The 20,565-nt window shown below is 40.8% G+C and carries 15 protein-coding genes; 3 read left to right on the forward strand and 12 right to left on the reverse strand.

What is annotated here, in order from left to right; translation table 11 throughout:
* Nucleotides 1-117: 117 nt before the first annotated feature.
* Nucleotides 118-438: a hypothetical protein gene (locus tag RG47T_RS11775; protein ID WP_074489649.1), complete on the reverse strand. Its 321-nt coding sequence runs from the start codon at nucleotides 436-438 to the stop codon at nucleotides 118-120.
* 203 nt (nucleotides 439-641) lie between these two features.
* Here RG47T_RS11775 and RG47T_RS11780 point away from each other — a divergent pair, with 203 nt between their 5' ends.
* The gene (locus RG47T_RS11780) at nucleotides 642-2,633 is read left to right on the forward strand and encodes an HRDC domain-containing protein (protein WP_074489650.1); all 1,992 of its coding nucleotides are present in this window, start codon (nucleotides 642-644) and stop codon (nucleotides 2,631-2,633) included.
* On the opposite strand, the gene RG47T_RS11785 is transcribed toward RG47T_RS11780, so the two are convergent.
* Nucleotides 2,630-6,568 (reverse strand): PAS domain S-box protein, encoded by a 3,939-nt coding sequence (locus RG47T_RS11785; RefSeq protein ID WP_074489651.1) that lies wholly within the window; start codon nucleotides 6,566-6,568, stop codon nucleotides 2,630-2,632. The genes RG47T_RS11780 and RG47T_RS11785 overlap by 4 nt on opposite strands.
* 330 nt (nucleotides 6,569-6,898) lie before the next feature.
* Between RG47T_RS11785 and RG47T_RS11790 the strand changes: the two genes are divergently transcribed.
* Entirely contained in the window at nucleotides 6,899-7,600 is a 702-nt protein-coding gene (locus RG47T_RS11790; RefSeq protein WP_074489652.1) for a Crp/Fnr family transcriptional regulator, read from the forward strand.
* 21 nt (nucleotides 7,601-7,621) lie between these two features.
* Here RG47T_RS11790 and RG47T_RS11795 read toward each other — a convergent pair whose 3' ends face one another.
* The 10 genes from RG47T_RS11795 to tssD (RG47T_RS11840) form a co-directional block, all read right to left on the reverse strand.
* The gene (locus RG47T_RS11795; protein ID WP_139235680.1) at nucleotides 7,622-8,488 is read right to left on the reverse strand and encodes a hypothetical protein; all 867 of its coding nucleotides are present in this window, start codon (nucleotides 8,486-8,488) and stop codon (nucleotides 7,622-7,624) included.
* Between the two features lie 88 nt (nucleotides 8,489-8,576).
* A complete protein-coding gene (locus RG47T_RS11800) occupies nucleotides 8,577-11,474 on the reverse strand; it encodes a hypothetical protein (protein ID WP_074489654.1) in 2,898 nt (965 codons plus the stop codon).
* A gap of 12 nt (nucleotides 11,475-11,486) precedes the next feature.
* Nucleotides 11,487-11,969, reverse strand: a complete 483-nt coding sequence (locus RG47T_RS11805) for a DUF4280 domain-containing protein (protein WP_074489655.1) — start codon at nucleotides 11,967-11,969, stop codon at nucleotides 11,487-11,489.
* A 6-nt stretch (nucleotides 11,970-11,975) separates the two neighbouring features.
* A complete protein-coding gene (locus RG47T_RS11810; RefSeq protein ID WP_074489656.1) occupies nucleotides 11,976-12,956 on the reverse strand; it encodes a hypothetical protein in 981 nt (326 codons plus the stop codon).
* Between the two features lie 18 nt (nucleotides 12,957-12,974).
* Nucleotides 12,975-14,786 carry a type VI secretion system Vgr family protein gene (locus RG47T_RS11815; protein WP_074489657.1) on the reverse strand — a complete coding sequence of 604 codons (1,812 nt, stop codon included), beginning with the start codon at nucleotides 14,784-14,786 and terminating at the stop codon, nucleotides 12,975-12,977.
* 25 nt (nucleotides 14,787-14,811) lie between these two features.
* Nucleotides 14,812-15,219: a hypothetical protein gene (locus RG47T_RS11820; protein WP_074489658.1), complete on the reverse strand. Its 408-nt coding sequence runs from the start codon at nucleotides 15,217-15,219 to the stop codon at nucleotides 14,812-14,814.
* On the reverse strand, nucleotides 15,216-15,872 hold the full coding sequence (locus tag RG47T_RS11825) for a hypothetical protein (RefSeq protein ID WP_074489659.1): 657 nt from the start codon (nucleotides 15,870-15,872) through the stop codon (nucleotides 15,216-15,218). Before RG47T_RS11825 ends, RG47T_RS11820 begins: the two co-directional genes overlap by 4 nt.
* A gap of 375 nt (nucleotides 15,873-16,247) precedes the next feature.
* Nucleotides 16,248-17,783 carry a TPM domain-containing protein gene (locus RG47T_RS11830; protein WP_074489660.1) on the reverse strand — a complete coding sequence of 512 codons (1,536 nt, stop codon included), beginning with the start codon at nucleotides 17,781-17,783 and terminating at the stop codon, nucleotides 16,248-16,250.
* Nucleotides 17,784-17,914: 131 nt separating this feature from the next.
* Nucleotides 17,915-18,307, reverse strand: a complete 393-nt coding sequence (tssD, locus tag RG47T_RS11835; RefSeq protein WP_074489661.1) for a type VI secretion system tube protein TssD — start codon at nucleotides 18,305-18,307, stop codon at nucleotides 17,915-17,917.
* Between the two features lie 86 nt (nucleotides 18,308-18,393).
* Complete coding sequence (tssD, locus tag RG47T_RS11840) at nucleotides 18,394-18,798, reverse strand: type VI secretion system tube protein TssD (protein ID WP_074489662.1); 405 nt, start codon at nucleotides 18,796-18,798, stop codon at nucleotides 18,394-18,396.
* A 294-nt stretch (nucleotides 18,799-19,092) separates the two neighbouring features.
* On the opposite strand from tssD (RG47T_RS11840), the gene RG47T_RS11845 reads away from it, so the two are divergent.
* On the forward strand, nucleotides 19,093-20,517 hold the full coding sequence (locus tag RG47T_RS11845) for an inorganic phosphate transporter (RefSeq protein WP_074489663.1): 1,425 nt from the start codon (nucleotides 19,093-19,095) through the stop codon (nucleotides 20,515-20,517).
* The last annotated feature ends 48 nt before the right edge of the window (nucleotides 20,518-20,565 follow it).

Genomic DNA, 20,565 nt, shown 5'->3' on the forward strand with positions numbered 1-20,565 from the left:
CTTGATGATAGGATGATAATTATTAAAGAGACCGCTGCAACTCTGGGCTGTCTGTGGACTTTTAAGAGCCATTAAGATTGCAGACTGCTTTATTGCCGGGTAGTAATATTACATAAATCAAATGCCTCTACCCAAAAACGCCTCGGTAGATGCAACCAAAGAAAGCGACTCTAATTCTGGTTCTGTTTCCAGTCCGCTTGCCCAGAGTTGTTCGTCAAACTTTTTGAATGATGCAAGTCCGGTTAATACCTTGTGGGCTTCTTCATTTTCAAACTGGTCAAAGTGCATAAACGTTTTACCGTCGGGCAAAATCCAGCAACTGTATTTAATGCCCTGATGATCGAGTTCTTTTAATTCATGCACAATAGCTTCAATGTTGGCCTTGTTAACTGGGGCAAATTCGGCTGTGGTTGTATAATTTACGCGTACTATTTTCATGTTTGTGCTGTTTTATTGTATCTATAAATTTAGCAGCTAAACAGCTTGCTTAAGATGTGTAAATGAGACGTATTACAGGGTAAATTAAGACAAGACAACACTTGCCGACTTTTCTGCCATAAAAGATCTGTTAAAAAATATTGAACATCTAAAATTCCACAAAGGCTGAAATTTTAGATGTTCCTCGTAATATTGCAGATAAGATGGCAGAGATGAACCGGGCGATGCAGCTGGCGTATGATTATTTAGAAAGCACCAACACGGTAGTTTTTCTGACAGGTAAAGCGGGAACGGGTAAAACTACTTTCCTTCAAAACTTGCGGCAAACCGCTAAAAAGCAGCTTGCGGTAGTAGCACCAACAGGTGTGGCGGCTATCAATGCCGGTGGTATGACCATCCATTCCTTTTTTCAGCTCTCTTTCGCACCGGTTATTCCATCGGGTACAGAACGGCCGGAAGCTCATTACAATGCAGAAAAGAAAGAACTGCTGTACAACCTGGAGTTACTTATTATAGACGAAGTGAGTATGGTGAGGCCCGATGTACTGGACCAGATCGATCTCATTTTACGGAATATAAAAAGCTCGCGCTTTCCGTTCGGCGGAGTGCAGCTGCTGCTCATTGGCGATCTTTCGCAGTTAAGCCCCATTATCAGGGAAGAGGAATGGGGTATTTTAAGGCCTTATTACAATACACCTTATTTTTTTAGCAGCCAGGTTATGCAAAAGGCCAGCTATGTACGCATTGAGCTGGACCATGTATTCCGCCAAAAGGAACAGGCATTTGTAGATATCCTTAACGAGGTTCGTAATCAAAGCATCAGCCAGGCCAACCTCGATCTTTTAAATTCAAGATATCAACCCGGTTTCCAGCCCACTGTTGATGGACCCTATATTACCCTGACCACGCATAACGGTCTTGCCCAAAAGGTAAACGAAGAATTTCTGGAAAACCTGGCCGGTAAAGCATTTGAATTTACTGCTGCCATTCGGGGCGATTTCCCCAAAGATGCCTACCCTACAGAAACGAACCTGAAGCTCAAGATTGGCGCACAGGTAATGTTTGTTAAAAATGATACTTCGGCCGAAAAACTGTATTACAACGGCAAGATTGGCACGGTTTCTTTTATAGAAGATAACACCGTTTTTGTTAACTGCGGCAAAGATCAGAAAGAGATTGCTGTTGAACCCTTAGAATGGACCAACATAAAATACCAGCTGGAGGGCGATACTATTGGCGAAACCAATTCTGGTAGTTTTGCACAGATCCCATTAAAGCTGGCCTGGGCTATTACTATCCACAAAAGCCAGGGGCTAAGTTTTGACAAAGCTATTATTGATGTATCTGAGTCTTTTGCCCACGGCCAGGCTTATGTTGCTTTAAGCCGGTGCCGCAGCTTGGGTGGTATGGTATTACGTAACCCAATCGCAGCGCGTAATATTATAACAGACCCGGCAGTGGCACGTTTTAACGAACAGGCAAAGGCGTTACAGCCTGACGGTGACCGATTGGAACACGACAAGGCTTTATATCAACAATTTTTGCTCAGCGAGCTATTTAATTTCGGGCCGCTCCAAGCTAAGATCAATGATTTTAAAAGCATCTTGCCAGATTTGGAGAAAGAGATTATAAGCGTTGCCGAGAAATTTACCCGGCAATTAGAGCTGGCACGCAGCCAGCAGGCGGCCGCTTATTTTTTAGAAAAGCTGCGCACCTCTATCGAACTCCTTTACCAAAACCTGCCTTCTTTAATTGATAAATCAAAGGAACTGGCCGCCAAAGCAGATCAATTGATCATCTGGCTGATGAACAGGATCGGACTTATTGAGTATTTTTCGCAAAACCAATTTACCACTGAAGCCTATTTGAAATTAGTGAAGGATAAAGTCAGCATGCATGAGCGATCATACCTAAAAGCATTAAATGCCCTGCCGAATGAGAAGTTGTATGAACAACTGCGGGAATGGCGGGAAAAAGAAGCCCTGGCAAACAGAATAATGCCCGGCATGATATTTACAGAAAAAACGCTGGCCGCCATTGCCGAAAAACTACCTGCAACATTGAAGGCGTTAAGCGGTATTAAAGGTATTGGCCCGCAAAAAGCGGCACAATATGGAGCAGAAATTATTAAACTAATCCGTTCTTATCAACAAGAGATGCAAGGGCAATCAGCCGACCAGACCAGCTTATTCTAATTTTGCAGATAGCCATCCATTAGTTTGACAACTGCATCTGCTTCCTCCTGAAGCCTATTATAAATATATTTTAATCGTTCGGGATCCGCCAGTTCCATTTGCTCCAGTTCCAAAGCTATTTTAGACACTAACACCAGCCCTGCTGATACCGCAGTTCCATAAAGTTTATGCCCTGTGCTATTAATTCCTTTCAAGTCCTGGTTATCAATTTGTTTTTGAAGAAACCGGAGAGAATCCTTCAGCTCTAGTTTGGTTAATGCAATCACCTCGGCAATTATTTCAGGGTCGTCTCCAACATATTTTATAATCTGTTTCAGGTCAAAATGCAAATTGCTATCCAACCCTACATTGGTTGCAGTCTCGGTATCTATGTTTGCAAAATCCAGCCATTTATTTAACACAGCAGCAATGGTTTCTTCAACTACCGGTTTAACAATAAAATCGTCCATACCAACGTCAAAACATTTATCGCGCTCACTTTTAATATTGCCGGCTGTAAGGGCAATTACGGGCACATGCCCTCCTAACGCTTCTAGCAATCTAATTTTTTCTGTAGCTTCTAAACCATTCATTTCGGGCATCTGCACATCCATCAGGATAAGATCCGGCCTTTCTGCCTGGTAATGTTGTATAACCTCAACACCATTTTTAGCTTGTACCAATTTGGCGTTTGGAATAATCCTTTTTAAAATAGTTGTTGCCAGTAACATGTTCACGGCATTGTCCTCTGCAATTAATATCGTGTAGCTACGGGCGGTTGCAGTAATGGCCCGTGTTCCTGAAATCGAATTGCTGTTGGCTTTTTCTTTATGATAAAGCCGCGATAAAACGCCATAAAGATCCTGCATTTTAATTGGCTTAATCAACCGATGATTTACTTGCAGGTCTTCACTGCTTTTAACCACTTTTTCATCATCAGCCGAACTGGAAAGTAGAATAATGGGCTGTTGTTCTTTTGTGGGATAAAAGGTTTCCCTAATTTTCCTGATGGTTTCCAGCCCATTCATGTAAGGCATATGATAATCCATCAGGATCACATCATAGCGCTTGCCAGCTGCTAAAAGCTGCAAGGCATCAAAGCCGTTTTTTGCAGGTGTTGTATGTATATTTTTTAACAACAACATCTGGTTAATAATCTCACGGTTATTGTCATTATCATCAACCACCATTACCTCTTTAATGCGGTCGAGGTTCTCCCACCCTATCGGTTCACCAATGGCTGACTTTACAGTAATATCAAAAAAGAAGGTACTACCCAGGCCCGGTGTGCTTTCGAGTTCGAGTTTGCTGTGCATCATACCCAGCAATTTATTAGATATGGTAAGGCCCAGGCCGGTGCCACCATATTTTTTAGTTGTAGATCCGTCTTCCTGCGAAAATGCTTCGAAAATCTTACCCTGCTTTTCTGGTTTTATCCCGATACCCGTATCGCGCACAGCAAACCGGATGGTAGACTGTTCATCTTCTTTTAATAGTTCTTCTATCTTGAGCTCAATTTCGCCTTTTTCGGTAAACTTGGCAGCGTTACTAAGCAGGTTGATCAATATTTGTTTAAGCCGTATCGAGTCGGTCCAGATAAATCGCGGGAGGTTTGGTGTCAGATTCAACAACATCTCCAGGCCCTTATGCTGTACCTGGTAAGTGATAATATCGGTAGCCTGGGCACTCATTTCATACAGGTCAGACTGCTCAATATCCAGTTCGAGTTTACCTGCTTCTATTTTAGAGAAATCCAGGATATCATTAATAATACTGAGCAGTGCATTTGCAGACTGGTTTACGATGGTAAGGTATTGCTGCTGGGTATCAGTAAGGTTGGTTTTCAGCACCAAATCCGTAAAACCGATCACACCGTTTAAAGGGGTTCTGATCTCGTGGCTCATATTGGCCAGAAACTCTGACTTGGCCACACTGGCATCCTCGGCCTGAACTTTGGCAGCCTGAAGCTGTTCGCGCTGTTCAACAATAGCGGTAACATCTTGTGTGAAGATCATCATGCCGCCAATACGCCCATCAAACTGGTACCAGGGCCGCATTTCCCAGGCCGAATAACGGTAGGCATTGCTGCCTGAAAGCAGCAATGCATCTTCGTCATTACGTTCAACAGCTCCTTGTAAAATACGCTGGTGCCTGGCTTTACCTTCTGCTGTAATAAAATCAAATACCTCATAATAGGAAACGCCAATTACCTGCCGGTCTTTTATCTTAAAATCTTCCAGCCAGCAATTGCTTACAGCCACATAATGCATATCATTATCAAGCATGGCCACTGCAGCAGGCGCATGTTCTACAAAAGCAGCCAGTATTGCCCTTGATTTATTTGCCTCAATCTGGGCTCTCATTTTTTCATCGATATCCTGGAAGGTGCCCAGTAATCTTTTACAGATACCGTCTTTCATCACAGCCGTGCCTACGGCCCGCACCCAAACATCTTTACCCTGTGCGTTAACAATTTGTAAATCCAGGTTCCATGGAGTGCCATCGCGCATGGTTATTTCTATAGCCTTGGTAATAGCATCACGGCTCTCTCCTTCTTTATAAAAGCTAACAGCGGTTTTAAAATCGGGCTCAAAATCGGGCGGTACACCATGTATTTCTTTAGTTACCGATGTCCAGAATATTTTTTGGTCGGCTATGTCTACCTGCCAGCTACCAATCCTGGCTACCTGGTTAGTTTCTTCGAGCATCTGTTTGGTATACTGCAAACTTTTTTCCAGCTGGTAACGATCAGTAATGTCAACGGCATTGGCAATAACATATAATTCGCCCGCGGCAGACTGTTGCAGTACATTATTAAAGATCCATATTCTAAACGAACCGTTTTTATGTAATGTTGTCATTTGGCCCTCGGCTGCTCCTACATTACGGATCTGCGCCATATAGGCTTTTAACCCCTCATAATGATCTGCGGGGATAAGGTCAAATAAAGTTTTAGTGAGTATCTCTTCGCTACTATAACCCAGCATATCTGCCCCAGCGATATTAACTGATATAAATTTCCCATCCAGGTCATGCGTACACATCAGCCCTTGTGAGTTTTCAAAAAACGCACGTAATTTGGCCTCATTATCGGCTAATAATGCTTCTTTGGCAAGTTCCTCTGTCATGTCACGCCCTACGGCAAACAAATTATTGGTACCCTCTTCAGGCGAAGCAACCCATTGAATACTACGATACCCGCCCAAAGCCGAACGCATACGCATTACAAAGTTGAGTATCTTCTTACCTGCAAGCAGACGCTCCACTTTTTTTTGTGTTGCTACCAGATCATCCGGGTGGGTAACCTCATAAAATGATGTATTTAAAAGCTCATGCGCGCTAATCCCCAGTAACTGCTGTAAAGCAGGGTTTATTTTCCTGAAGTAACCATCAAGGCCTGCAACACAGATCAGATCTGGCGATAACTTGAATAAGCTTTCAAAATTTTTAAGTTCAGCTTTTTGTCGCCGTTCCACTATCAGTGCAGTTATCTCTTCTGATAGCAGAGCCAGTGCTCTTTTTTGCCCGGCAGTAAGATGACGTGGTTTTCGGTCAATTACACAAATGGTACCCAGATTATATCCCGAAGGATCTGTGAGCGGAAAGCCGGCATAAAAACGAATATCAGGCCTGCCTGTAACCAGTTCATTATCTTTAAACCTGTCATCCCGCGTGGCATCTTCCACCTCAAAAAGCGTGTCGTGCATAATGGTATACTGGCAAAAAGCAATATCCCTAGAAGTTTCACTAATTTCCAGCCCTACCTTAGATTTAAACCATTGGCGATGCTGGTCTATAAGGCTAACCAATGATATTGGTGTATCACATATTATAGATGCAAGCTCGGTAATACGGTCAAATTCCGCTTCACTCAGGGAATTTAAGATCTCGTAGCTTTCCAATGCTTTCAGGCGTTCCTGCTCATTCTCAGGTATGGGATTTCGTTTATCAGGCACTTTAAAAGAGTATTAAGCAATTAAATAGGTTGTAGCCGGGTATAATATATACCTTTTTATACGTATTGTGTTTTAAAAGGATATGCATTTGCATCTGGTACGTTTGCTTTCGCAGCCAACCCTAAGTTTTCAAATATTGGTAAACAATAACTAAAATCAAAAGTTTGACCCGCCGTTTATCTTAGCAAATGGTTCATAGCAGGTTATTTTTTTATTTAAATAAAAATCTGCGTGTATATATTATCAAACAAATCATATAAATTTACTTCTTCGATTTTTTTTAATCAAAAAAGAATTATTAAAACCATAAATTAAGCTTAGAACCTGTAAATGGATAAGAGAAAACCAGAATTTGATATTAATAACTGCTATATATCTAAAAACTGCTTAAAAGAATGGCAACCTGCTATTGAAAACAACAGAAAAAACATTAAAATAAAAAAAGGAGAGCTTATTTTTAAAGAAGGTAACGAAGTTAAGGGCGTTTACTTTGTAAATAGCGGCATTGTAAAAGTGCATAAAAGGTGGGATGCAGATAAAGATCTGATTATAAGGTTTGCCAGGGCGGGTGGTATTTTTGGGCATCGCGGTTTAGGAAACAACGAGTATTACCCTGTATCTGCTACTGCATTAGAGCATGGCATCATCAGCTTTTTCGATATGGATTTTTTCAGGTCAACCATTAAAGTAAATAATGATTTTACCTACGGGCTTTTAATGTTTTTTGCCGAAGAATTAAGAGAATCTGAAAGACGGATGCGTAACCTTGCCCACATGCCCGTTAAAGGCCGTATAGCCGAAGCATTATTGTTATTAAATAAGCAGTTTGGCGCCGACAGTAAAGGTATTATCAATATAGAATTGAGCCGTCAAGATCTGGCCTCGTTTGCAGGCACTACTTACGAAACCGTTTTCAGGGTAATTAATGACCTGGTGAGCGAAAAACTCATTACTGTAGCCGGTAAAAGCATTTCAATTATTAACCATAATGCTTTAACAAAACTCACCCAGGAGGCCGGCTTGCAAATTTAAGCCGGCCTTACTTTAAACAAGTTAACGAATTACCTCTAAAGCAGCCCCAGCTTTAGGGCGATAAAATAGCAGGCCGTAAAAATTTTCCTGATCGGCTGTTTCGCCATAAATGGCAGGAAAGTCTCTGTTCTCTCCCTTATTTTGAAGTAAAGAAACTACTTTACCATCACCAAAAAAATGCATACTATAACCGGCAATAGGATTCATTTTTGTAGTGTTTTTTGTTTCCTGCTCTAATTTTTCCCAACCATGATCGTAATTACCCTCCTTGCCGGATACAAAGAAATATGCCTGCGCTACTTCTTTTTCACGATTATAGATCATATTAGCAATGGTGGGCACATCCTTTTGCTCAAAAGCTTTTTTATAACGTTCACTGGCTTCTAAAACCTCTTTTTCTAAAGCCCGGTGATCCTCTTTGCTCAGGTCTACCCCATCGCTCCACCCTTTAAGGGTATAGGGCACGTCTGCGATAAACTCTCCGGTCCATTCAAAGTAAGGCAGTTTATCAGTTAGTTTAGGCAATTTTGCCACATAAACCTGTGGGGCATCAGCGGGTTTGCCTTTACCAAATTCAAAATGAACCACGCGGACAGAAAGATCGGCATCCGGCGAAAGCGCTGTTTCCAACTCGCCCGGTTTTATGGCTTTAGGGTATACCCTTACACGTATTTTTTGCTTGCCGCTCCTTAAAATATATTGTGCAAAACCTGCTGTTTGTTCGCCTGCGCTGTTTCCTGTTTCAAAAGAAAAATCAACAAGCATGTCATTTACAAATATTTCGTAAGTACATGCTACCCTGTTAACACGTAAAGAGTAGGTGGGATTATAGCTAAATGTTTTTACTGATTTTGATATGCTGTTATACTCTTCTTTGGTAATTTTCATTGCGGGCTGTTTAGATAAATCTTTTTTTTGTTGCTGCTGGCCACAGCTAAATTGACAAATTGCCGTTATTGCTAGTACTAAAATTAATTTAGTCGTCCTCATTTTCAAATTTTTTGAAGTAAATTTTATCTGTTTTAAAAGTATGCTCACCCAGGGTAATTTCACCTTCTATACTGCCGCCTGAGCTCATTAACTGCTCCCGTTCAAGTTTATCACCCTTTTTACTGCGTGATAATTTATTTAGTGAAGCCTCGGCTGTTGCTTTGAACGTTAACTTTAGCCCTTCAAATTTAAGTGAAGCTTCTGTAAAGAAACCATCAAAATCTACGCCAAGCGTTACTTCAATACCCATACCTACCTGCGCTGCCGCACCAAAACCCAATTTAGCTACCGCTTCGTACGAGCCTTGTACAATAGAACCCTTAATGGTAATATCCAATTCGACACCGGCTTGCAAGGCTGTTGAGCCTTTTGCGGTAAATTCTTTGGGCCCGGCTAATAAATTGTGCTGAAAATCAACTTCGGCACCAATGGTTCCCTTAACCCAAAAATCAACCTTAATACCATCCGGATTGTCTCCTAATGCGGCCAGCAATGTTTTAACTGCGGCCAAAACAGCATAAGCTATCGGGTGCCGCCTGGCCAGCAAATCTAAGATATGCCATCTTATTTCTACACCAATTAAAGGTTCTGCCTTTAACTTAACGTCAACGCTGAGCCCTTTCCTGCTTTTTAATTTTGGATAATGCTCGCCATCTATCGACTCATACTGCCAGCTTGCGCTAAACTCTATTTTAGGGTATAAGATCTCAACTTCTTGCGGAGGGCGTTTTAGCGACTCAACCAGGTGCTTGTAACGGCTTTGTAAACCATCTTTTGATATAAACTCATTAATACTTTCGTTACCACCAGCTGCATTGGGGCTAGGATCGTGCTTGCCTTCAATAATCTCGACGGCTTTTGTCACCAGGTCAAACATGCCCCCCATTTTGTCGTAAACACTCTTTACAAATTTCTGGGTGATATCGCCCTGGTTTTGACCGGCATTAAATTCTGTTTTTAAAGATATTTCAACCTCTTTTAAAATATCAACCAAGGTGCTGAGTTTACCTTTTTCCTGGGTTGTTGATGTTTTTTTCTTTGCTGCAACAGGTGTTCCGTAAGCGTCGGTAAAGGCTCCCTTCACATCATTATTAATCGCCTTTCTTTCCTTTGCACTTATAGCATCGGGCAATACCCTGTCTAATTGAGCGTCAATTTTGCGGGTTATCTTTTTGCCAATTTTTTCATACCGCTTTACCTTTTTTTCGGCACACCAACCAGGGAATAACGTTTCCAGCTTTTCTTTGTTAACATTAAAGCCAAATATTAACGACCATTTTATATCCGGATAAATAATAAAATCCAAATTATGCTTCCATCTGCATGACTGCGTAATTATGGGATATTTGTCGGTTTTAACACTCGGCAACCAAAAATAACCCCATATCCGTTCCCAGTCAACAGTACCATCTGCCTTAAGCATGGAGTATTTATACATGGCATCAAAAACCAGCTCGGTGTCAGAGTGCTTAATGATTTTTGTATATGATTTTGAATGGTCTGTTTTTCTTTTGGCTGTGACGCCTAAAACGGTAATTGGGTTAGTCCCCTTAACTTTTAGCGCACTGTCTTTATCTTCCGGGCGTTTATTTTTCTCGTCTTCGTCTTTGTAACCATCGCTTATTAAAGAATAGTAAATAATACTATGGCCTTTATGTTTAGGGTTGCCGGTGCATTCATCATTATTGCTCACAAAATCAATTAAGGTGAGGGTAATTGTTTGCTTTGCATTATCCTCGCCGGCAATAACTTCAAATACCAGGTTATTGCTATCTGTGTATTCAAGTACATTTTCATCAAATACAGGCCATTCTCCCTCTTTGTCCTTCACCTTAATCATTGCGTATTTGCAAGGATTAAATCTTTTAGGGTTGGTAGGGATATCGCCAACAATTACCGGCTTGTTGCCAACCTTACTTAAAGCGGTTTCTTTATTAATGTTTCCCTTAACGGTAATGTAATCTTTAGTAAGGGGCGTATCCTTGGCATTGGCCTGGCTAATTATTTTTACAACCGGGTAAATCTCGAGCGAGTCGCCGGCTGTGGCTGCCCACAGGTCATCAATAAATACATCAAGTACCACCTTTTGGGTTTTGTTGATCCTTACAGCTCCCGTTGAGGCCCCGGGCGCAGAACCGGGCTTATCCTGCTGAATAAAATCTGAGATCTGAATACTCGACGGCCGAGACCTTTCATCCTCCAGCATGGTGTAGATCTTAACCTCCCTGGTAAACTTCTTAAGGGTTATTTTGGGTGTTTTTTTATCTTTTTCGTATTCGGGTTTACCATCTGTTCTGGGGATTGGGGCCAGGTTATCGTCAGCATCTAAAAGGTCATGATCCATTAGCGTTATTTCAACATCCTGCCCATATAGTGCTTGTGTATAGATATGAAGCTGAACAGTGTCGCCAAATTTTCTTGCAGACTTGGTGATATCTTTCCCATCATTATTAGGCGAATACTCCCGCCAAATGGCCGAGAGGATAGCAGGCTTTCCTTTGGCGGCTATAAGGTAGCCGTTTTTTAATGAGTTGGTGGGTTCTGTCCCTTTTTCAAAAGCTTCAACCCATACCATACCTCCGCCTTCAATTACCTTCGGGAAAAGAAAACGCCTTTTAGGGCCTGTCCACCCAATGGCATCGCTGGCTTTAAAGTTGATGGTTTGCACCATATTACAAAGCCACTCATATTCTGTTTTTTGAGGTTCTTTGTCTTGCACCAAAGGGATAATGCCCACAATTTCGGCAGTCATACTGCCGCCCTCTTTTAAAACTACGATATGCGAGTTTTCATCTACCTTACCGTTGGGCTTTGGATGTGATCCCGAACTGTCTTTAGTGACAAGATTATCGACGGTAAGCTTTAGTTTTTTATTTTTAGCCATAACGTCTGGGTTTTAAAAACCGGGTGTTTCAATTAAATAGATATTCAGCAGTTCTTCTTCCACTTTTTTGATATTGAACAACGGATTAAGCTGACTTTGTACGTCTTCGTTTGCATTTGCTGTATTACCGGCTTTCATGGCTGCTGTTTGGCCGTGGAAAGTTATACTTACACAAGCCGACCCGGCAACAGAGCAGGTTGCTTTACTATCTTCTAACAGTACATGGGCCTTATCATCAAGCAATACTTTATCGTAAAAACCATCCCATTTGGTAATGGCAGGTTTACACGGATTATTATTCATTTTTTTACAGCTGCCAAATGATTTGGCCTTAAAAGGCTGCCCCAGATCTTTATCTGTAGCGATAAGTTTCTCTGAACCATTTTCATCATTGATGTAATGTTTAGATTGCGCTATAACCTTTATTTTATCGGGGGTTGTACCAAACTGGCAGATACAATCTGCACCCTGGCATACCAAATGTTTTTCGCTCATGATAATTTAATTAAACAGAAAAGAAAAAAAGCCTTTTTTCTTTTCTGGCTGTTCAGCCTGCTCTTCAACCAATAAGGCAGGATTGCTGTCTTTTAACCGGTCTTTTTCACGTAAATGATAAATACTTATTTCTGCAATGCGTTCGGTTGCTCCAATTAAAACCTTGCTTTTGCACGTTATTGAACTTATGCTACAGTCTGCCAGGTAAACTTTATAATTCAATTCAACCGCCCCTTCTACCGGTGTATGGATGTCTGAAAACGCACCGGATACCGGGTTAGCTAAGCCTTTTAACAAATCTTCGGCACTGCGGGCATCAGTACAAATACCTTGCTGCTGTATCTCAAACGTTTTGCTTTCGGTAGGGCTGGTATCCTTAGTTTGTGTTATGCTAAATATTAGCGGCTGTGTATAGGCCAGCATAGGCAATGCTATCTCACCAGCGTTACTATTGGGGTTGTTGTTAATATTGTACAAGGGCGAGAAATACAAAGAGAAAAACCAATCGTTTTTAATAACCTGATTGATGTGACGCTCATTATTCACCGCCCGATCCATACCGGTAATTAAATCTCCAGCCAAATCACCTTCATAATATTTACTGAGGCTTTCTTTCTCTTTGTTCCAACGTTGCTTTATCTCCTCGTAATTAGCCACTTTAATAAATTCGCCCCTGGTATTTGTAAGCACTTTTACAGGATACAGAATATTGCCACATTTTTCAGCAAACTCATCAATCATTTGCTCTGCCGGCTTATCATTAATGTATACCCGTTCTTTAGTAATTTCTACCAGGTATTGGTTCCCGGTAAGCTGTGTATAACCGAGGCTAATCTCATAATGAAAATTATTAGACTGGTTTTCGGCACCCAATGCAATTGATACGCCGTAAGTTCTGTTAAGGCCTGCTACATTTAATCGTAATGGCTCAACATCATTTACATGGTGCGCAGTTACAGGATGGACTGTATTCCATGATTCTGGCATTTTCTTATCAGCTAATTATTAAAACAACTTATTTTTCTCAACGCTTTTAGACATTACTGACTTGCCGGAATACAGTACCATATTTTCGGCATTACTGTTAATCTGCACTTCGTCGGCAGTTTCAATAATCTTTTTAGCCCTTACGTTAATATCAAGTTTGGCTTGCTCTGCAATGGTGTTGGCCTGTAGCAGAAAGTGCTTCCCAGTGTTGAAGGTATTGTTTTGGCTTACCTGGGTTCTCATATCCTTACCTACCTGCACATCCAGGTTTTCTTCTACATTGATCTTCATATTTTTAGCATTAAGCGTCATATTCTCTAAAGCAGTAATGGTAATGCTATCGGTAGAGGTATCAATGTGGATTACGTTATTACGGATATCGGTAATCCGGATCCCCTGGGTATCGTTATGGTCGTCAAATTCTATTAGGTGGCCGCTTCTGGTGGTAATGCTTTTTAAATGATTCTCAATTTGCTTACTGCTGTCCACATTACTATTGTTGTAAACACTGCCCATAACAATAGGCCGGGCTACGTTACCTTCCTCAAAATTTATCAGCACCTGATCGCCCTGTTCGGGGATGGCAAAAAAACCACGATTCGAGCCTCTTACACCCTGGCCGGCGTTTGGAGTTACTACCCGCAACCACTCGGTAGGGTCATTATTATTACAATCCCAATTAAATTTAACTTTAATGCGGCCCTGCTTTAATGGGTCATCATTATCTAACACGGTTGCCACTTGTATATCTGCAAGTGGTAATTGAGATTCTACAGGGATATGTTTACTATTGGCTGGAATGGCCTCAAAGGTATGGTGATAATGGCCTACGCCATCCATATGATGCGATACACCCGTTACCAAAAACTTACCAAAATCTGTAGTTACAAAACTCGTTTCTTCTTTTAAGCTCATGCTGATATCCAAAACACGACCAATACCTACGTACGGATTATCACCACTGCCACTTAATTTCACCAATTGCGAAATGATGCCCGACTGTTCGTTATCAATAAAGCTATCCATGTCTTTCTGATTGTCTATCCGCACATGCAGCGGCTGACTGTAAACTTTACTGTATACCATTTTAGAAGCGCTAATGGCGTGCGACAGATCTTGCGTTTCAGAAGGATCGGACTTTGGCTGCGAAGTAAAAATCTGGTCATGAACCGAGTTGTATGAAAACTTACGGTAATTTAAAGGCGCTATATTCATTCCATAGTGTATGGTATGCAAATCGCGTCCATAAACTATTTTCACTTCTTTAAAGCTATCCGGCTTTCCGAATTGCATTTTTACGCCATCGTAAAAAAACATTTCATGGTACTGGGATGATAGCCTGTTTAAGAAACTAAAATCAGACTCGAGGTATTGGATCATATAATCTATAGGCTCTGCCCTAACATTATTGATCTTTATGCTTAAATCATTTTCTGCAACATCATTAGTTGCCTTTCTGATGATGGAGCTTAAATCCTGATTTAGGTATGAACCAACATCGGGGCCGCGATCAATAAGTATGGTCGGGCTGTAACCGGTCAGTTCAATTTCGCCAATATAGCCGTGGCTTTGTACAAATTCTACCTGGGTTACTGTGCCTACAAATACGTTTTCGTCTTCGCCAAGATTACCAAACTGAATGGTCAGCTTTTTGCCAATATAATCTCTGCTTTGGTCGAGGCTTACGGTTTTAGGTAAACCGGCCATGTAAAGATTATATCGTAATGTAAATACGTGATGGCTGTTAAATCTTTGTTCGAGCACAAAGGATGTAAACTGATTAATAGATTCGCCATCAATGTTTATACTTACCTTGAATTGCTTTTTCATAATTAAGCTACTTAATAATGGATACTTAAAACACAGCCGAATCGGCAAACGTTAATTTATCCATGTAAATCCATTTGTTATTTTTATTTAAATACCACACGCATAACCGCTGCCCTTTATTTAATTGCCAGATCAGTTCACGTACTTTTACACGGGGTGAATACCTATCTGCCTTGGGGATATGGTTATATATCGAGATTCTAAACTCAGACAATGGCTGTTGAAGCGTAAAAACAGTATCTGCTATGGTTTGCCCCAATTGCGCCTTCCCCTGGTCGGGAGATAGTTTCTTGATACCGGAAGTATCCGGCTCAATTTTTTTTTCGTGATGTTGAGCTACCATAGTTGATTTTTTAACCCTGTTTTTGTCGCTACTGCCTAAACAAGAGGCAATGACCAAAACACTTGCGAAAAAGAGATAAGCTACTTTCATAATGGTTTGGATACATTGAATTTTAAACCTGGTATAAGCGTGTTAACTACTTGTTTTACATAGTCCAGGTGTCTTTTTCTTACCTGTTCGCCAACATTCATAATACTAGGAAAATCATGCAGATAGGGGCTGCTATTTAAATACTCATCGCCATGCCTGCCTGCTGTATATGGGATATTGCCAATGGTATGGCCGTACTCATGAACCACGCCGCGCTGGTAATAATTTTTTGGCCGCGAAAACTTTTTTAACGTTGATACTGTGTCTTCCGAATCCAGGCTTATTTTACGGGTTTCCCATATGATAAAACTTTGCTCGAAACTCCCCCTCGGAATTTTAGTGGCATTAACATCCCAATGCTGATTGGTGCCTAAAACCCATTCTATGTCAAAATAAACCCGTAAAGGCCTGGCATGGTACTTTTCTGGCAAAACAGAATCGGGGGTTGGTGTAAGTTCAAATGGAGTTCCCCAAACAGACCAGATAAGCTTATCGGCAGCGGCATGAAACTTGCGTTTCTCGGGGTAGGTCCATGCAGTGGCCCCTAATTTACTGGTCCAGGTATATTTCCAACGCTGTGTTATTTTAACTTCGTTTTTAATAAGACTTAGCTGTACAGAAAAATGAGGTGTATCTTTATAATAAGTAAGCATCGGCAAATAGAATTAGTAAACATTTAGGTTACATTCTCTTTTATCACAGCGTTTTATAGCTATTCTGTTTTTAAATAAAATACGTTCATCGGGGTAAAGAACGTGGTCTTTTTCACTGTATTACAGCATTATAATGCTGCTGCTTTTTTTAACAATTACGTTCATCGGGGTAAAGAACGTGGTCTTTTCACTATGTTACAGCGTTGTAATGCTGTTGCTTTTTTAAGCAAAATGCGTCCATCGGGGTAAAGAACGCTGCATTATTACTACAAAAACACGCTGCTTCTGGTTTTAATATTTGTTAAGCGGAGGTACAATTACCGTACACTAAATTTATTTAAGGCAAAAAATATTCAATCATTATTATTAAACACACTACCAGGTGCCGCCTGCACCACCTCCACCTGTACTACCACCGCCCCAGCTACCGGATTCTGATGATGACCCAGAACTACTGCTATCGTTGTCATCATCATCTCGCGACCGGCTGCTTACTGTAGCAATTAGTACCGGGATTACTGTTTCGGCAATTAAGCTTTCATAGTCACAAAAAGCACATTCGCGCACTTCTTTTCCTTTTCCTTCGCGTTTGCGCGTTGGCTTTACTACTTCAATTTCTTTTGGCTTACCCAGTGTTTTAAAACCGCATTTTGGGCAAGGTTCATAACCCTGGAAATTAGGCCCTTCATTTGGTATTACTTTAACATCATTACCGGCATTACTCACCCATATATCGTATTGATATACGCCTATCTTTTCCTCTTTTTTTTGCCCTTCGGACAAATAAGGCGAGCCAGTTTTGTTCTTGTCGCGATCTACCCTGGTCATATTGTTACCCAGTGCATCTGCCGGGGCATTTGCAAAACGCTTACTGGTTTTCTGAATAACGCCCTTCTCTATTTTCATCCTGACAAGCAGTAACGGACTAAGGACAATATACCAGCGAACGGATTGATGCAATGCTTCAACTTGTGTGTTAAAATTCAGATCATCCTGATGAGCCTTTCGCAACGCACTTAATACAAATAAGTAACGGGCTAATATGGCAAACGAAAGAAACACATACAACCAATAAGGCAATAGCGGCAAAAGCACTGCTATCATATGCTTAAAACCATCATTTAAATTGTATAAAACAAAAATGACGATTGATGCAAGGCCAACTACGCACATGCCAATTACTATGATACCGCCCCAAAAACCGTACGAATTATAACTTTTTCCGGCGCTTTTTGGCAACTTGGGATTCATCTTTTTTAACCCATCAGCCGCAAACTTGTAGTACACAAAAATGAGCAATGATACAATTGCAGGTAACAACCAATCAAGATTTAACCCGTTATTGGTATCTTTCAGTAGTGACTTTAGCTCTTTACTATTAGCAGGTTGCTTTAAATATGCCGAGATGGTTTTTAGCGTTAAAAGGATGCCTGCACCGTACTGCTGTTCTTTAAAATAAGGCACTAAATTATGGTCACCTATCTCTTTTAAAGCTGCATCTGGCAGCAAGCCTTCTAAACCGTAGCCTGTAATAAACCGGTAATGATGCCTGTTGGTACTAATAAATAACAGCAAACCATTATTGGCATATTTTTTACCTATTCCCCACTTTCTAAATAAATCTTTGGCGAAAGTAAAATCGTCGATATCGGTGTTAAAATCATTAACGATAACCACAGCGGCCTCAACACCTGTTTGTTTTTCTAAGCCACCTATAATTTGGTTGAGCGAGTCAACAGCTGCGCTTTCTAAAACATTTGCAGCATCACTGATATACCTTTGCTGTCCGCTAATTTTAGGGTTAGGCACGTCATCAACAGATTGATAAACCTGTTGTGCATAGCCTGTACTAAAAAAGAATAACAAATAAAAGAAAAGCGAAAACGGTAGAAATGCTTTTGGTGTACTCATTAATCTTAATGTTCCTTTTGCAGCGTAAAGTAATAAACGTTATGAATTTTTCTGTAGATGAGGCATCATAAAGCAACAAGATATACGTAAAGATAGATACTATCCCCTACGTATATCTTGCTATTTCAATGCTATTTTGGCCAGTCATTTTCGTGCTCGGCATTACCAATTTTTAAGGTACGGGCCGAGATTACAAAACTTAATGACATTGGCGTATTGCCAATAATTGATAAGCCTTCATTATATTGAATGATATAGCCGTCCTGAAAAGAAAGTTCTTTCATTTTGGCATCTTCTTCTGATTTTTTGAAGGTGATGGTGCCGCTCAGTGGTTTGTATTGGTTATTCACCATTGATTCGATCACCGAAGTATCTTCGGTAGATTCTACTTCAACCTGTATGGTACCGCCATACACGCCTGATGACGGACGACCTTTTGCGTCGACATCCCTGCTTAATGCATAACTGCATTGCAGCACGTCAAACTCTTTCGAGCCGATATTAATTCTTGCTTTAAAAGCCATGGTAGTAAAATTTAAAAAGTTAATTAATCAGAGAACAACAACGTGCTATAAGCAGGCCTGTTATTCTCCCTAAAACGATCTAGTGATTAGTTGGCGCTCACACCCGGCCAGTCGTTCACATGCTCTGCACTGCCCAGTTTTAGCTTACGTGCAGATATGGTGAATTTGTAGCTCATTGGTGTATCACCGATGATGTTTAATCCTTCAGAATATTTCACAATGTAAGCGTCCTCAAAGGTCAGCTCTTTCATTTTTGAATCTTCTTCAGATTTTTTGATCAGTAAAGTACCGGTTAGCGGTTTGTACTGATTGTTTACCATGGATTCGATCACTGAAGTGTCTTCGGTAGACTCTACTTCGATGTCAATACTGCCGCCATATACTCCTGAAGACGGGCGTCCTTTAGAGTCAACATCGCGATTTAAGGCATACGAGCAATTAAGTACATCATACTCTTTGCCCGAAAAATTTAATCTTGCTTTGAAAGCCATAACGATAAATTTAATGGTTGATTAAAAAATGTAATACTTGTAATATTATTAACTACAAGTTGTATGAAGTATTGTTTCAGAAAATATTATTTTTTTATTTCGCCAATCATGATCTATCTTTTCGCACAAGTTAAAACACAATACTCAAGGCAAATAAAATAGCATTAACATCATTAAGCAACTCGCATTAATACTCTGGCATCCTCTCCACCCTCCTCGTCTTAACAATAAAATAACAATATGTTAACCTAAAAATATAGTTAAATCAACTTTAGAAGCTGTTATTTGATAATTATGCATCAATTATTTATCGCTGTGGTTCTTCCTTTCATTGGCCAGGTAGAATTAGGCGGTTATCTGCTGGCTGTTTTCCTGCTGTGCATCCTTGCCGTAATAGGGTTTGAGTTTGTAAATGGGTTTCATGATACCGCTAATGCAGTTGCAACCGTTATTTATACAAAAGCTCTAAAACCAATTTATGCCATTCCGTGGTCGGGCGCTTGGAATTTCCTGGGCGTATTTCTTGGAGGCGTAACCGTTGCTATGGGGATTTTGAAACTGGTACCCTTAGATAAACTAATGACCTTACCCGTTAGCGTGGGCGCATGCCTGGTTTTATCTGTACTTCTGGCATCCATTATCTGGAACTTGGGTACTTGGTACCTCGGCATTCCCTGCTCTAGTTCTCACACCATGATTGGGGCCATGATTGGTGCCGGTTTAGCTTTTACCTGGTATTACAACGGCCCGGGTGTAAACTGGGAGAAAGCAGAAGAAATTGGTTCATCATTAATTTTATCGCCTATTATTGGTTTTGGTGCTGCGGCACTGCTCATGTTATTTTTAAAGCATGTAACCAAATCACATGCCTTGTTTCATATCCCATCGGGCGAAAACGACCGCCCTCCTATTCATATCCGCTTACTGCTGATTACAACATGTACGCTGGTCAGCTTTTTTCATGGAAGCAATGACGGTCAAAAAGGTGTCGGTTTATTCATGCTGATCCTCATCGCTTTTATGCCTGCAAGGTTTGCGGTTAATCATAAAATACCAAATGCCAAAGTTTTAACAGCACTAAACCAAACAGAACAGGTAATTACTAAAACCATAGCTGCCGACCCCGGCAAGAAGGAACTATTAATGAAACTAAATGGTGCTGTTAACCAAACCAAAGCATCACTAGCAGCCAAGAACGAAAAAGATGTGGCTAAAACTTACAGCTACCGCAAACAGGTAGAAGGCGTTATCAAAGATATCAGGGCTGTAGTTAAGGATGAAAATATAAAGATAGCTCAACAAGACAGGGCTACACTCACCAGTGCCTCTAATGAGTTGGAGCATGTAACTGACTTTGCACCCATATGGGTTATTGCCACCATATCCCTCTCCCTGGGGTTAGGCACCATGATTGGCTGGAAAAGAATAGTAGTTACCATTGGCGAAAAAATAGGCAACGAACATTTAAATTACGCCCAGGGCGCTACCTCTGAAATTGTTGCCGCTTCAACCATTGGGCTTAGCACGGCATTTGGCCTGCCGGTAAGTACTACGCACGTATTGTCCAGCGGTATTGCCGGTGCTATGGTTGCATCGGGAGGTAAGGGCAACCTTAATAGTAAAACTTTGAAAAATATCGCGCTTGCCTGGGTGCTAACACTCCCGGTAGCAATTATATTAGCGATATTGCTATTTATGTTATTTCATTTATTTATATAATAATTATTAAAAAATGAATCAGATCCTTGTTGCTACAGACTTTTCGCC

The organism is Mucilaginibacter polytrichastri, assembly GCF_001911425.1.
In the GTDB taxonomy this organism is placed as follows: domain Bacteria; phylum Bacteroidota; class Bacteroidia; order Sphingobacteriales; family Sphingobacteriaceae; genus Mucilaginibacter; species Mucilaginibacter polytrichastri.

Coding starts and splice junctions, on each gene's coding strand:
- RG47T_RS11775 (WP_074489649.1), bottom strand. CDS start 438: ATGAAAATAGTACGCGTAAATTATACAACCACAGCCGAATTTGCCCCA.
- RG47T_RS11780 (WP_074489650.1), top strand. CDS start 642: ATGGCAGAGATGAACCGGGCGATGCAGCTGGCGTATGATTATTTAGAA.
- RG47T_RS11790 (WP_074489652.1), top strand. CDS start 6,899: ATGGATAAGAGAAAACCAGAATTTGATATTAATAACTGCTATATATCT.
- RG47T_RS11795 (WP_139235680.1), bottom strand. CDS start 8,488: ATGAAAATTACCAAAGAAGAGTATAACAGCATATCAAAATCAGTAAAA.
- RG47T_RS11800 (WP_074489654.1), bottom strand. CDS start 11,474: ATGGCTAAAAATAAAAAACTAAAGCTTACCGTCGATAATCTTGTCACT.
- RG47T_RS11805 (WP_074489655.1), bottom strand. CDS start 11,969: ATGAGCGAAAAACATTTGGTATGCCAGGGTGCAGATTGTATCTGCCAG.
- RG47T_RS11810 (WP_074489656.1), bottom strand. CDS start 12,956: ATGCCAGAATCATGGAATACAGTCCATCCTGTAACTGCGCACCATGTA.
- RG47T_RS11815 (WP_074489657.1), bottom strand. CDS start 14,786: ATGAAAAAGCAATTCAAGGTAAGTATAAACATTGATGGCGAATCTATT.
- RG47T_RS11820 (WP_074489658.1), bottom strand. CDS start 15,219: ATGAAAGTAGCTTATCTCTTTTTCGCAAGTGTTTTGGTCATTGCCTCT.
- RG47T_RS11825 (WP_074489659.1), bottom strand. CDS start 15,872: ATGCTTACTTATTATAAAGATACACCTCATTTTTCTGTACAGCTAAGT.
- RG47T_RS11830 (WP_074489660.1), bottom strand. CDS start 17,783: ATGAGTACACCAAAAGCATTTCTACCGTTTTCGCTTTTCTTTTATTTG.
- tssD (WP_074489661.1), bottom strand. CDS start 18,307: ATGGCTTTTAAAGCAAGAATTAATATCGGCTCGAAAGAGTTTGACGTG.
- tssD (WP_074489662.1), bottom strand. CDS start 18,798: ATGGCTTTCAAAGCAAGATTAAATTTTTCGGGCAAAGAGTATGATGTA.
- RG47T_RS11845 (WP_074489663.1), top strand. CDS start 19,093: ATGCATCAATTATTTATCGCTGTGGTTCTTCCTTTCATTGGCCAGGTA.